This is a genomic window from Nostoc sp. FACHB-152, from assembly GCF_014697475.1.
Classification (GTDB): Bacteria; Cyanobacteriota; Cyanobacteriia; order Cyanobacteriales; family Nostocaceae; genus Nostoc_B.
In genome coordinates this window covers 75,611-90,212 of sequence record NZ_JACJRV010000006.1, presented here as the reverse complement: position 1 = coordinate 90,212, position 14,602 = coordinate 75,611, and the positions used below count along the sequence as shown (strand labels likewise).

Annotated in this window: 10 protein-coding genes; 4 read left to right on the top strand and 6 right to left on the bottom strand. The window is 39.2% G+C overall.

Annotation, left to right across the window (positions count from 1 at the left end; all coding sequences use genetic code 11):
- Nucleotides 1-67: 67 nt before the first annotated feature.
- Nucleotides 68-496 carry a hypothetical protein gene (locus H6G76_RS07915; protein ID WP_190698042.1) on the bottom strand — a complete coding sequence of 143 codons (429 nt, stop codon included), beginning with the start codon at nt 494-496 and terminating at the stop codon, nt 68-70.
- 668 nt (nt 497-1,164) lie between these two features.
- Here H6G76_RS07915 and H6G76_RS07910 point away from each other — a divergent pair.
- Entirely contained in the window at nt 1,165-1,560 is a 396-nt protein-coding gene (locus tag H6G76_RS07910; protein ID WP_190698039.1) for a hypothetical protein, read from the top strand.
- 818 nt (nt 1,561-2,378) lie between these two features.
- On the opposite strand, the gene H6G76_RS07905 is transcribed toward H6G76_RS07910, so the two are convergent.
- Complete coding sequence (locus H6G76_RS07905) at nt 2,379-2,876, bottom strand: DUF427 domain-containing protein (RefSeq protein WP_190698036.1); 498 nt, start codon at nt 2,874-2,876, stop codon at nt 2,379-2,381.
- An 81-nt stretch (nt 2,877-2,957) separates the two neighbouring features.
- Between H6G76_RS07905 and H6G76_RS07900 the strand changes: the two genes are divergently transcribed.
- Nucleotides 2,958-3,428 (top strand): GNAT family N-acetyltransferase, encoded by a 471-nt coding sequence (locus H6G76_RS07900; protein WP_190698033.1) that lies wholly within the window; start codon nt 2,958-2,960, stop codon nt 3,426-3,428.
- Nucleotides 3,429-3,669: 241 nt separating this feature from the next.
- Here H6G76_RS07900 and H6G76_RS07895 read toward each other — a convergent pair whose 3' ends face one another.
- The 3 genes from H6G76_RS07895 to H6G76_RS07885 all read right to left on the bottom strand — a co-directional run bounded on the left by H6G76_RS07895 (nt 3,670) and on the right by H6G76_RS07885 (nt 10,817).
- Nucleotides 3,670-5,250: an HlyD family efflux transporter periplasmic adaptor subunit gene (locus tag H6G76_RS07895; protein WP_190698030.1), complete on the bottom strand. Its 1,581-nt coding sequence runs from the start codon at nt 5,248-5,250 to the stop codon at nt 3,670-3,672.
- Between the two features lie 72 nt (nt 5,251-5,322).
- Entirely contained in the window at nt 5,323-8,316 is a 2,994-nt protein-coding gene (locus H6G76_RS07890) for a peptidase domain-containing ABC transporter (protein WP_190698027.1), read from the bottom strand.
- Nucleotides 8,317-8,810: 494 nt separating this feature from the next.
- Entirely contained in the window at nt 8,811-10,817 is a 2,007-nt protein-coding gene (locus H6G76_RS07885) for a sensor histidine kinase (protein WP_190698024.1), read from the bottom strand.
- Between the two features lie 294 nt (nt 10,818-11,111).
- Between H6G76_RS07885 and H6G76_RS07880 the strand changes: the two genes are divergently transcribed.
- Together H6G76_RS07880 and H6G76_RS07875 are read left to right on the top strand one after the other, a co-directional pair.
- A complete protein-coding gene (locus tag H6G76_RS07880; protein ID WP_190698021.1) occupies nt 11,112-11,798 on the top strand; it encodes a RibD family protein in 687 nt (228 codons plus the stop codon).
- Nucleotides 11,799-11,838: 40 nt separating this feature from the next.
- Nucleotides 11,839-13,029, top strand: coding sequence for a GNAT family N-acetyltransferase (locus H6G76_RS07875; RefSeq protein ID WP_190698018.1), 1,191 nt, complete (start codon nt 11,839-11,841; stop codon nt 13,027-13,029).
- Nucleotides 13,030-13,370: 341 nt separating this feature from the next.
- Here H6G76_RS07875 and H6G76_RS07870 read toward each other — a convergent pair whose 3' ends face one another.
- Nucleotides 13,371-14,468 (bottom strand): tetratricopeptide repeat protein, encoded by a 1,098-nt coding sequence (locus H6G76_RS07870; RefSeq protein WP_190698015.1) that lies wholly within the window; start codon nt 14,466-14,468, stop codon nt 13,371-13,373.
- Nucleotides 14,469-14,602 lie beyond the last annotated feature (134 nt).

The window sequence follows — 14,602 nt, the reverse complement described above, 5'->3', positions numbered from 1 at the left end:
GTTTTGCATTTTGATACATTATTTTACTATTCTGTCAAAGCGTAAGTCTTATACTTGATCTCTGACTTTACAACCTGTTACTGGGCAAAAGTAACAAGTCTATGATTTCGCCAATTATTAAACCTGATCCTGCTAACAATGTTAACGCCCAAAAAGAATCTCGTTTGTTAAAGCCAGCAAAACGCATTTCTAAATCAGCTAACAACGTAGTTGCTATTGGGATCACGAATAAACTACACAATAGTGTCCAAGTTGCAATTAAAGCAATTGAGCCACTTAAAAATAAGATCACAACTAAAGTTTTTGAACCAAACGCCACCAAACTATTTAGCCAAGAATTACTTTTGCGGACAACAGCGATCGCAACAGCCGCAATGAAAGCTCCTACTAACCAAATAATGTGATGCACAGCCAGATACCAGCCTAATAAAGCATAAGCTAACCACAGTAATACAAGCGGCATCACGGGAATCCCAGTGAAAAATTCTGCATTCATTTTTTCTCGGCTGGTAATAATTGTAAGATTATGATTTTTAATTCTAATTAAAATAGACGATTGCAATTTCTGCAAAAAGTAATTAATATTTTGCAACTACCTGCTTAAGAAAATTTAATATACATTTCAATTCTTTTGAAAATTGTAAAAAAAATATACTTTGATCGCTGTTGCTTTTATTTACAAGCTAAGTTTATAGAGGTTATAAAAAAGGTATATTTATTTCAAAGGTCAATTAATTGAACAGTTCAGTTATAATGCTTTTGCTATCAATGCCGTTGTCGAAAAATAGTTACTACTATTATATTGACAGACATTAGCATGATTTTATCTACTTTACAAGCTCAACTTTCAGACTATTTCTTTAGATATATATCCATTAGATATAATCAAAACTATCGGCAGAGATGTGAGAAATTGTCTTCTGCTAAACATATAATTAGGGATATAAAACAAACTATTAATATTAACCTTACTAAAATGCAGTAATTATATATTATTTGTATTTAATATTTCAGGCTGGTTAAGCATATACTTGGTAGTAAAATATTATACAGTGTATTGCTAAATCGCATATTTTTTGTAAGTTATTTAAGACTTTGAGTTAATCATTAAACGCTTTCAGAATCAAGCAGCTATAGATATATTTTTACAGGTAAATTATTATTATGTTAAGTAACGCCAACCAAAAAAAAATACAAGAAATAAATAATATTTATTATGTAAGCCGTAGCGAAATCAAGCAAGAGAAAACACAACCGCAAGGCTTAAATACTCACGAAATAGCCCTAAACTTAAGCCCAATCGCTCTTCTTAGTAGCTGGATAATTTTTTTCCTAGTATTACGCAAAGTTCGCACATTTTTAGATAATAAAATGGTTTTTACAGTCAAGACTGTGCATCAAGTTCCCTGTAAAAACTGCCGCTTTTATTCTAATAACCATTATCTTAAATGTGCGGTTCAGCCGTCGATTGTGATGACGGATGAAGCCAAGAATTGCTCTGAATACTCGCCCAAAAACGAGAAATTGACAGGAAAACAGTTTTTTAAGCAAAGAGACTAGTACCGCAGGGCGGAAGTCAAAAGTCAAAAGTATTATTGAATAGGCTTTTTCGGAATTTTAAACGGTTGCTCTATTTACGCCATGCCATACACTAAGGCGTTAAAGCATATTAAAACCGCAGTCGATCTAGGAAGGCATTTTTATCCTTGGTGATGAAACTGGTTTCAACAGGCTTGTCTTCTTCAATTAGTTGCTTTTGTAGAGAAAGTTTATGCCTCAACAGCGATCGCCTGTCTAATACCGTTACAATTGATCATAATTTTGAGAGCATAGCTCATTTTTATAGCTTCCAATTGTTAACTAAATTAGGGATATACAGCAGATTTTAGCTAGCGCAAGTGCCAATTGTCAGAACAGAACAATATAGCAAAAGCCTTGTAACCCTGTTTCCTGGTGTATCTTATTCCTGCTTGAGAAACTGTAATTGATACTAAGTCTTCAAAAGGCAAAAGTAAAGTTTAGTATCAAAGCCCATCCTTAAAATTTAGTTGTGATAACTTAGTAATTGAAGCTGAAAAGCTTCCCTGGCAGATTAACAGCCAATGTTCAATTTAGTTAAGAGGTAAAAACGCTGTTTAATTTCAATCTGTCTCGTTTTAACAACAACACCCAACTCGAACACTAATATTTCCTCTTATTGGTAACTGAGGCATGATAACTGATTTTTGAATATATTTAAATCAGTACAAGCCTAAAGTGATTAATGAATGTGAGGAAGTCTCTAAGTTAGTAGAAGCTTGGGTGTTGTTGTTTTAAGTATTTACAGCAGGCAAAAGAGAACAGGCGATATAGTTTTGATTACTCAAAACAAAATTACTTTACCATCCCCAAGTTCCAGGCCCACCTTTAAATGGCCCGACAATATCACTAGTAATCCAACCACCATAAAAATTTCCTGGTTGTGGTTGTACTTTTTCTCCATCTACATAACAAGCATCCATAAGATGAGCATAAAAAGCTACATGATCTTTAATTGATGCAAAATTGTCTGTAGGACTAGGGTAAAACCAAGCAGCGTTTTGGGCCTCTTTATCTTCAACCCGGATGGTGTAATAACCCGCACGACCTTTCCATTCGCAAAAACTAGATTGCGGTAATAAAATCAAATATTCCATTTTAATATCTGCTGGGGGGATGTAGTAAGAAGGCGGATGGCTAGTTTCTAAAACACGTTTGGCGTTGTGGGTGTCTGCAATAGTTACGCCATTAAAAATAATCTGTATATGTTTGTTGGTAGGTTCTAAGCGAGGGGGACGGGGATAATCCCATACTGATTCTTGTCCGGGTGCAGGTTCGATGCGCTGAGGAAAAACCATACAAATAGGTAAAAATAAATATGCGATCGCCTCTACTTTAACGTAAAGGCGATCGCATATTTTATTCCTTTAAATACTTCTATGGAAATACGATTGTTTGATCAGCAAGATGCAGAACAAATCGCCCAATTATTCCATGAAACAGTACGTCAAGTGAATATCCACGACTACTCAAACAATCAAGTCGCAGCCTGGGCCCCAGATGATATTCATTTTAGAAACTGGGCAAAAATTTGTTCAGAACGATTTACTTATGTTGCTGATGACAAAGGTGTAATAGCAGGCTTTGGCGAGTTAGAGTTAAACGGACATATAGACTGCTTCTACTGCCATAAAAATTATCAGCGCATGGGCGTTGGTAGTCAAATTTATGATGCAATTGAGGCGAAAGCTCAGGAATTAGGGCTTAACCGCTTATATACTGAAGCGAGTATTACCGCCAAGCCATTTTTCTTGCACAAAGGATTCTCTATCATCCGAGAACAACAGGTAGAACGTAGAGGAGAAACTTTTATTAATTATGCAATGGAGAAGTTTTTAATTTCTCGTTGATTTATATAGCAACCCGTCTCTGACCAAGGGAAGGATGCGAGTAGCGCGGGTGGGGTGTATTTTATGTAGCTGGAAATTGCTATATTTTGAATTTCATTTAGTAGATAGATATGGTGCGTTACGGCTCATCCTGAATTTCTTAAACTCCCAAATCCTTACATAGCCGTAACACACCCTACTTAATATTTACCACCTAAGATTGACTGAGGTAGAGTAAATATTAAGCTTAAAAAGTGCAGATTTACCGTACTTCTTTCAAACTATCAATTTGTTTGGTAAACATCTCAGTAAACAGACTCATCACAGTTCTTTCTTCACGCACTTTAATATTAGCGGTAATCGACATTCCTGATTGTAAAGATAGTTGTTTACCACTGACATTTAGTGATTGCTTATCTAACGAAATTCGGGCAGGGAAGCGATAGAATTTATGATTTTCATCTGGTGGTAAAGCATCAGAACCAATATCAGTTAGTTCACCTTTAATATCGCCAAATTCGCTGAAAGGAAAAGAATCAATTCTGACATCAGCTTTCATACCTTTTTGTACAAAACCAATATCTTGATTAGTAATGAAAACATCGGCAATATAGCTTTCATTAGGTACAATTTGCAGTAGTTTTTGTGTGGCGTTAGCTACAAATCCAGAATTTTTTGCTTGTAAATCAAAAACTACCCCATTTACAGGTGCGCGCAATTCTTGATATCTCAAATTCTGTTGAGATTGAGAAATTTTACTATTGATATCTGCCAAACGTTGTTCATTCTCCAGAATATTTTTCATAAACTGGCTATCGATATCGGCAATGCGCTGTTTGTTTTGGGATATTTTTTCTAAAACATCTTTACCGGAAACAGCTACAGTATTCCTTAACTGTTGCCGTCCTTTTTCAATGTCAAACAGGAGGCGTTTCTCTTCTTCTTGTAATTGCTCTACTTCTGCTTGGAGATTTTGTACTTGTTGTTGCTGATTCAGATATTGTAGCTGAGAAATTCCACCCTCTTCTGCCAGAATTTTTATCTTACCGAGAATCTTTTGCTGAATAGCTAAACTAGATTGGGTATCAAGAATTTTGACTTGATTTTGTGTGAGTTGCTTTTTAATTTTCTCAACTTCTAGCTGTGCTGCATTTGCTCGACTTACTAATTCTAATTTAGAAACTTGCAGGCGTTGTTGCTCATCTAGGCCCAGCCCTTGAGCAGTGGTAGAATTTCTTAATTCTTTTCGCAACAATTCATTTTCACTAACTAATGCTGCTCGACTTTTTAATAAAAAAGCTGCGTCTGTTGGTAACTTACTTTGTAAAAATTCTATTTCCGAAAGTACAGCATAGCTTGAACCCATCAAGCGGCGATAAATTTGATTCTCTCTAATTAAGCTATTACGAATATTAGTTAATGAATTTAATTCTGCTACGGTCGTCACAGTATCAAAAGTCAGCAACAAGTCTCCTTTCTTGACAATTTGCCCATCCTTAACAAAAACTTCTTTTACTACTCCATTAACAGGAGCTTGAACATCTTTTACGGTTCCTTTTGGTTTTAATTGACCTGTGGCGGGTACAACTTGTTCGATTTTAGCAACAGAAGCCCAAATCACCCCAAAACAAGCTAAAGCCATTAAGGTCAGCATAATTGTCCTTGACCAAACTGGAGATTGACGCAATACAACCGACTGCTCAAATTTATCAAATTTTTGATGAATTAAAGGCTGTTGAGACTTAGCTGCCGATGACAAAACTATTGAATCTGTTTTAGTTTTTGGATCATGTTTACCGTTACCATTGTTGCCATTTAAACGGCTGCCATTAATTTGAGTCATGGTATTTTTACCCGTGGTTTATAAGTAGAAGTTAGGAGCGAAGCAAGAGTGAAAAGAATGACAAATGACTAATCACACATTAACTTCTTGCTGTTGGTATAGGTAAGAGTAATGGCCTTTTGCTGCCATTAATTCTTGATGGCTTCCTTGTTCGATGACTCTGCTAGCATCCATAACAACGATAGTGTCTGCATGACTGACTGTGTTCAGGCGGTGGGTAATGAAAAATACTGTACTACCTTGGAATGCTTTGGCTAAGTTGAGGCAAACTTGGCGTTCTGTGGGGTAATCTAAGGCACTGGTAGCTTCATCTAAGACTAACAGTTTTGGTCGTTGGAGTACAGAACGAGCGATCGCAATTCTTTGTCTTTGTCCCCCTGAAAGTCCCGCGCCTCTTTCACCGACGCGTGTATTGTAACCATTGGGTAAACCCATAATAAACTCATGGGCGCAGGCAACACGTGCAGCTTCAATAATTTCTTCGGTAGTAGCTTCGGGGTTAGTTAAAGCAATATTATCTTGCACTGTCCCGTCAAATAACAAGGTTTCTTGAGGGACTACGCCTACCTGTCTTCTTAAGGAGTAGAGTTCGACTTTGGCAATATCATAACCATCAATTAAAATTCTGCCCGACTCGACATCATAAAGTCTGAGCAATAATTTCATCATCGTACTTTTACCGGAGCCACTTTGCCCGACAATGCCCACAAATTGTCCGGGTGTAAATTCGATATTAATGTTAGTCAGTTGTAGGGGGCCGCTAGGTGCAAAACGGAAGGAAACGTTTTCAAATTTAACTGCGCCGTTAATTGCAGGTAAGGGAATATTGCCTCGGTCTGCTTCGCCTTCTTCAGGTGTATCGACAATATCACTCAACCGTTCTAGAGATAATGCTGTTTCTTGGAAGCTTTGCCAAACTTGTGCTAACCGTAAAATTGGGCTAGTAACGTAACCAGAAATAATCCGAAAAGCAATCAATTCTCCTAAGGTTAATTCTCCTTTTAATACCAGATAAGACCCAACCCATAAAACTAGTAAGCTACTCAGTTTATTGAGGAAGTTACTAGTAGAATTAGCCAAAGTGGAAGTCACAACAGTTTTAAAACCAGCCCCGACATACCGAGCATAACGTTCTTGCCAAGAAAAGCGCGATCGCAATTCGATATTTTGCGCTTTGACTGTTTGAATACCTGACATCACCTCAACCAAATAAGATTGAGTTTCGGCATTACGTTCGGCTTTAGAACGTAACTGTCTACTGACTGTTGGAGAAGCAATTAAGGTAACTAAAATAAATATCGGAATCGTACCTAAACCTACTAATGTCAGTTGCCAACTGTAAAACAGCATGACAACAATATAAACTAACGAAAATACGGCATCTAACCCTATAGTTAAGGCTGTACCTGTGAGAAACTGCCGGATATTTTCTAACTCATTAATTCGAGTTGACAATTCACCCACTGGTCGCTTTTCAAAATAACGCAGTGGTAGCCGTAGTAAATGGTCAATAATCTGCGAACCCAACCCCATATCAATGCGGTTGGTAGTATCTACAAACAAGTAAGTCCGGAGGGTAGTGATGACAGCTTCAAATAGCCCGACAACTAATAGCAATACCCCTAAAACATTTAACGTGCTAATACTATTTTGGACAATAACTTTGTCGATAATTAGCTGAATAACCAAAGGGTTAGCCAGTGCTGCCAATTGTACAAAGAAGGAAGCAATAAAAACTTCTATTAGTACTCGACGGTAGCGCGATAAATAAGGTATAAACCAGCTGATGCCAAATCTTTCTTTGGGTGTTTCTTTAGTTGCACTCAGCAGTAACACCTGCATTTGTGGCGGATAATTGCTTTCATCAACTTCTAAATTTGCCACCAGTTCTCCTGGTTTGCAGCGTACTATGCCTTGAGATGGTACACCCACAACCACATGATGTGCATCAGCCGCATATAACACGGCGTAATTTTCACGATAGCGAATTAGTGCTGGTGTAGGAATACGTGCAATAGCAGCTGTCGGTAAACCTACTAACTGTGCTTTCAAGCCAATTAACTCTGCTAAATACGCGCAAGCAGGTAAAGATATACTACCTTGGCGTTTGATTTGCTCAGTTAAAATGCGACGTACTACTTCCCGGCGCAAGGGAACTTGTAAATGCTTAGAAAGCATTTGAAAACAAGCAAATGCTGCATTTAATTCGCCTTTACCGCCGACAAAGGGATATTTTAATTTTTTGTTAATTTGTGGTTGATATTCTTGTGGAGTAGCGTCTTCAGGTGCGTAGGGAATATCTAACTCTGCTGTAACAGCTGGTTGAATGTCATTTACAGATATTTCCTCTGTTTGAGTGTAGCTGTCTAAAAATAATAAATCTTGGGGAGCAAAACCAATTAGACGTGCGGGACTGCTACCAGAAACTTCAATTAAGCCATCGCTCAATTCTAGACGCGAACCTGGTTCTAAATTTTTGACAGTACTGCCACTCACAAACCAAACACTGCTGCTATCTAGCTGGCTATATGGTGTTTTGCCAGGGGGAAGGTAACATATCTTAACACCTGACAAAGCTTGTTCTGTTACTTCTTTGAAGTTGGCTACGGCATTAGCTTGGTTGGCTACTTGCACACCCAAGACATCAAAAACTTCTGAGATATTGCTGAGGTTGCGGCGGCTATCAGCAAATTCTGGGTAATTAGCTATGAGGTGTAAATATTCTTCGACATTCAATGCCAAACATATTACCTCAGTAGAAGCGATCGCAATCTCACAAGCTACTTGGCGTAAACAACTAATTTCCCCAATAATTGCACCTGGTCGTAACAAACTTAAGGTAGTTGCTACTTGTGTTTGCGGTTCGTATCCTAACAGGCGGACTTGTCCTTCATAAAGAAAGATAATTTTATTGGGTATGCTTTCTTTGCCAATAATTTTCTGACCTATGCGATAGCGCCAAGCCTCTAGCTTTTCAGAAATACCGGCAATTACTTGTGAGGGCAGTTTGTCAAATCCCTCAAGTTTAGAAATAAATTCTTGAAAAGCACTTTTAATATATGTCATGCTGTAAATTTAATAATTTATTTGTATTATCTACTACTTAAGGATGGGTCTTAATTAAGATAACAAAAAAGAAATAGCCAAATATTATCGATTGATTAAGCCCCTATCTGTGCCTCTGTAATAGCTTTATTCAGTTGATTTAAACTCAGTATTTCACACATATTAATATTATTTGCATAAATAATAAATACTGAGGCAACATACCCATTTGCCCAAGCGATGCTGTGCATCAAGGACGCAGCCAAGCCAGCCCCGCAGGGGAGCCACTGTCCTATTATGTGTTTTTCGGCTTATAGACACGCGCGTTGTTAGCGTAGCGGTAGCGACCAGGAGCGTCAGTAGTACGATGAAGAGATGATGAAGGGACTCCCGACACTATTAATCGCGCCTTAATATTTGAGAAAAGTAAAAATTATTGGATATTTGTAGCTAAATTTTGGCTGGTTTAAGATAGAGATCGCTCAATAAGTTAACATAACTGCAAAAATTTTAATTTAACTTTTAGATATGTTCTTAACTAGTGGAAGTTGGTAATTATCTTCCTGAGACTTGGGTGAATCTCCACTGTTGGGGTAAGAGTTCACATCTGTGATTTTCTCTTTATTAGAAGGAACTATTACACCCTCTCCATGATTTCCACTAGAAGTGCTTGCGTCTGAAGGATTAAGGATTGGCAAAGTAATCTTTACCGTGGTTCCTTGATGCAAGCCAGCACTTTCTAAGGTAATAGTACCACCCATGAGTTCAATTAAATTGCGAGAAATTGCTAGTCCCAATCCTGTACCATCAAACTTACGTGTAGTGCCAGCATCCACTCGCACAAAGGGGCGAAATAGTTTGTGCTGTTGAGCAGGTTCAATACCTAAACCTGTATCTGTCACAGAAACAATTGCTTGCGATTGGCCATTGTTTATTTGAATTATGGTAGCGATCGTGATGCTACCTTCGTCAGTAAACTTAGTGGCGTTGCTAATCACATTAATTAAGACTTGCCGCAATTTTGCTGCATCTGCCTTAACTGGAATCGGTTCATTTCCCAATACAGTTTTTAACTGTAAGCCTTTTTGTTGAACACTCAGCGATTGTAAATTAATCACTTCTAATAGTGCTTGCCGTAAATCCATAGGGACTGCTACGACTGAGAGTTTGCCTGCTTCAATTTTAGAAATATCAAGTAAATCGTTAATAATACCTAGTAAGTGAATGGCTGTTTCATCAGCACGTTTGAGAAACTCTAATTCTTCTTCGCGGCTATCGCACATATCATCTCTAACTAAGCGCACACAGTTAATGATGATATTGAGTGGGTTACGCAGTTCGTGAGAAGTCGTAGCCAAAAACTGGCTTTTGATTTGGTTGGCACTTTTCGCCTCTTTCCAAGCAAGTTCTAGTTCTTCCGACCAAGCTTTGAGTCTTTCAAACATTTGGTCAATAGCTTGTGCCAGTTGGTTAAATTCCCGAATTTTAAAGTTCTGCGGTACTGTTTGGGCTACATGATGACTATGGATATTTAGCACATAGTCTCGCAATTCTTCTACGGGGCCTGCCAAATAAGGAGCTAGGTAGAGCGAGGCAACCAAACTTGCACAGATTAAACCAACTGTCAACACAATTAAAATCAGTTTGATTTCTTCTAAACCCAACAGTGCATTATTTACACTAGTAACAGCTAGAACGATCCATTGTTGCGGTTTTTGGGCGATGGGATTGGCAATGACACTATAGCCTGCTACTAATTCTTCGCCTTGCTTAAAAGACAAGTTGAGTGAATTACTTTGCCCTGTCATTGCATTTTTAAGAATCTTTTGTAACCCTTTCGCGTCTGGGTCTTGTTGAATATTAGTGCCTACACGCTCTGACAAAGGGTGTGCCAGTATTGTTCCGTCTTCTGTAATTACTAGGGTTGAACCTGTTAGCGAACCTGGGCCAGTTGAAGTCTGCTTATATAATGATGACTCAATACTTAAGGCATAAGTTAATTGCCCATTTTGACTGTAAACAGGGGCAGATAGAACTAATTGTATTTGATTTTCTAGGTTTCTTTGACCTGTTGTGCCTACCTTTGGCGGTAGTATTTTCTTGATTTCAATGCCGTCTTTACTAGCAAAGGCTAATTTTGATTCTGCAATTGCTTTGTCACCACAACTACTAGCCGTGATGCTGTTATCTTGCAGATTAATTAATTGTATACATTTAACGTAGTTTGGCAGTTGTGGTGCTAATTGATTGATAAAATCTTGCATTTGGCTTGGCGAACCCGATCGCAGCACAGCCGTTTGACTAGCAATCAACAGACTGGTTTTCAGGGTAGCGATCGCATTAACAATCTTCTCTCCTTTCTGTACCGCGCTTTCTGTGAGGTTTTGACGTGCAGTACTTAGCAAGCTTGAGCGTGCCTTATTTAAAGCTACAACTTCCCCCAGTAATAAAACTGGGACAAAAAGTAGCAAAATTCTAGTTACTAAAATACGTCTAAAGGACGATTGACGGGGTTTGTCCATCTAATTGTCTCACTTCACTTCTGCAAACCACAACACCAAATAATCTGCAATTAGTTGAGCTAAATGAGAAACTTTGTCATGTTATGCGATTTTTATTAACAACCCCTAACAGTATCAAATATTCAACACATAAAAAGGAGTGGGCTATACCAAAACTTTGATGAGGTAGATGTAGTTGGGATTGGTGTTGCATAAAATTACACTGACGAAATTGGTAAACAGTAGCTTGCACAGGACAGATTTTTTTACAATCAACACACTAGCAAGGAAAATCAAGACTATCAAACCAACCCAATGGCGCAACCTCGTCCTCATACCACAGTAGTTTTGGCCATGAGTGCAGATGGCAAGATCACAGATTTTAGGCGATCGCCTGCTCGATTTGGCTCAGGGGCAGATAAAGCGCACCTAGAAAAACAAATCGCTGCCTCTGATGCCGTCTTAATAGCTGCTGGCACTCTCCGTGCTTACGGTACAACACTTACGGTATCACATCCAGCACTGCTGGAAAATCGAGTCAAGGACAGAAAGCCTGTTCAGCCGGTTCATATAGTGATTACACATTCTGGCAACCTCAATCCGGAAATCAAGTTTTTTCAACAACCAATTAAACGCTGGTTACTAACCACAACAGCAGGAGCAAGTTTTTGGCAAGGACGTTCAGAATTTGACAAAATTCTCGTTTTTGAAACACAAACAGGAAAAACTGATACTGCTGCTGCCTTAAGCTACTTAGCATCTATAGATATAACACGCCTAGCAGTCTTAGGTGGTGGTCAATTAGTAGCTTCTATGATCAGCTTAGATTTAATAGATGAATTTTGGCTAACTATCTGTCCCCTGATTTTAGGCGGTGCTACAGCACCTACACCAGTAGAAGGACAAGGATTTTTATCTCAGTTAGCTCCTCGGTTGAATCTTCTAGAGGTTTCGACAGTCGAGCAAGAAGTCTTTCTCCACTATCAGGTGCAACGACATTAAACTAAGGAAAGTACTTCAAAGCCCCTAATCTGCGGAAAAGATGGTGGAACAACTTAAGCCTCGCTATTCTGTTGCTTGGATTAACAAAATCGCCGAAGTGCCTCAAGATGCGTGGGATGCTTTAGCATTACCACTGAAAACTCCGTTTCTGGAGTGGCAGTGGTTAAAAAATTTAGAAACCTCTCATAGTGCTACAGACAAAACAGGCTGGTTGCCCAATCACTTGACACTGTGGCGAGACAGAACCCTAATTGCAGCTGCTCCTCTATATTTAAAAGGACATAGTTATGGCGAATTTGTCTTCGATCATCAGTGGGCAGAATTAGCCGATCGCATCGGTGTGCAATATTATCCCAAACTATTGGGTATGGCACCATTTACCCCAGCTGAAGGTTATCGCTTCTTAATTGCGCCTGGAGAAGATGAAGAAGAAATCACTGCCATGATGGTGCATGAAATTGACTCTTTCTGCTCTAAATATCGAATTTCTGGCTGTCACTTTCTCTATGTTGATCCCCAATGGCAACCAGTTTTACAACGGCAAGGCTTTAGCCCTTGGTTGCACCACAGCTACATCTGGGAGAATCTTGGGTTTAACACTTTTGATGATTACTTAGCAATTTTCAACGCCAACCAGCGACGCAATATTAAACGTGAACGCAAAGCTGTAGAGAAGGTAGGCTTAAAACTACAACCACTGACTGGTGATGAAATTCCTAAATCCCTATTTCCGTTGATGTATCAGTTTTATGCTGATACTTGTGATAAGTTCGGCTGGTGGGGAAGTAAGTACCTAACAAAGCAATTTTTTGAGCAGCTACACGCAGATTATCGCCATCGGGTTGTATTTTTTGCCGCGTATAGCGAACATGATCAACGCCATCCTGTGGGGATGTCTTTTTGCCTTTATAAAGACGATAGATTATACGGGCGTTATTGGGGTAGCTTTCAAGAAATAGACTGCCTACATTTTGATGCTTGCTATTACACACCAATTGAGTGGGCGATCGCTCATAATATCCAAATTTTCGATCCTGGTGCTGGCGGACGACATAAAAAACGTCGTGGTTTTCCTGCTAAACCTAATTACAGCCTGCATCGCTTTTATAATCAACGTTTAGGGCAAATTTTACTTCCTTATATAAAAGAAGTAAATCAACTAGAACAGCAGGAAATTGAGCGCATGAATGAGGAGATACCGTTTAGTCAAAAAGGAAGTATTGAAGGATGAAGTATAAGTCCTAAAAGGCAATAGGCAAGAAGGCAATACGCAATAGGGAAATACCTCTTATGGCGTGGAAATCTTGATACTAAATTGCAATCATACGTAGTATTTCTCCCTCTGCCTGCCAAAACTAATATTTTTGAACGCAACTTGTTATGAGGATGAAGAATGAAATTTAAATTTCATTCTTCATCCTAGCCTGCGGCAAGCCCTGACGCTCCTATGTCGCTAACGCTGCGCTAACGGGTTCAGCAGTTGCTTCAAGTCGGGGAACCCGCCCAACGCACTGCTGACGCTCCTACGTCGCTACCGCTTCGCTAACACCGCTAAAAGCGTCTACATACTTTTTATTTTGTTTGCTCTAAAGAAACAGGTAGATCACCAGGATTGCTAGGTGTTGTGCTGGGAGTAGCTGGTTGTTCTGGTGTAGCAGTCTTACCAACTTGAGTTTGCTGTTGTAATTTTTGTTGGGCGATTTGCTGGGTAATTTGCTGCATTAGCTGTTCAGCTTTGGCAGTTTGCTCGGTGTTGCCTTGTTCCAGGTAATATTTTTGAGCGCGTTTTAAGGCTTCATTGGCTTTTTTGATGTCGCCTTGATTGTATAAAGTTACGCCCAGATTATAGTTAGCTGCCGCATCTTTGGGATTTAGGCGAATTGCTTGCCGATAAGCTGTTATCGCCTCAGTAGTTTGTCCTTGAGCTACCATCAAACCAGCCATATTATTGTAGGCTGCGGTATTTTTCGGATCTAGTTTGATAACTTGACGATAAGCGGCGATCGCCTCTTCTGATTTACCTTGTTCTTGGAGAGCGATCGCTAGATTAAAGTAGGTACTGACATTGCCTGTATCGAGAATCGCTGCTTGCTGATAAGCTGCGATCGCTTCCTGCGATTGTCCTAGTTCATGCAGTGCTACACCCAAGTTATACTGGGCTGCTGCCATTTTGGGATCTATAACTAGGGCTTGGCGGTAAGCAGTAACAGCTGCTTCTTTTTCCCCTTGTTGTTGTAATGCCAACCCTAGATTGTAATAAACTTCACTCTGATTCGGGTTGATTTTAATAGCCTCGCCAAATTCTTGAATTGCCGCATCTAGGCGATTTTGTCTTAAGAGAATATTTCCTAAGTAATTCCGTGCCATCCCGATATTTGGGTCATGTTCCAATGCTTGGCGAAAAGCAGATTCTGCACCGTCTAAGTCTGTGCGGTTATAGCGCGTCACACCTTGCTGGTATAAAATAGCTGCTTCCAAATCCTGAGAAACCACATCTTCTGCCAGTAATCTACTTCCTGGTAAATCTATAACTGTTGGTGCAGTCAACACCAAAAACGCCGAGGCAGCCCAGATAATTTTCAGATGCGACTTTCGCCAATTAATCCCTTGGTGAAACACCATATTAGAGAAGCAGCAATACCACTGACGAATTTGATGCTGTTTATACATAAATGGCAGCTTGTGATTGTAGTGAGTCTTATAAGTCAGAGTACCCACTACAACCTAAAAAATTAAAGAGGCTAGAGGTTAGAGGCTAAGGGCTAGTAAAATTCAGGTATTATTTTTTCTCCCCCTGCCCCTTG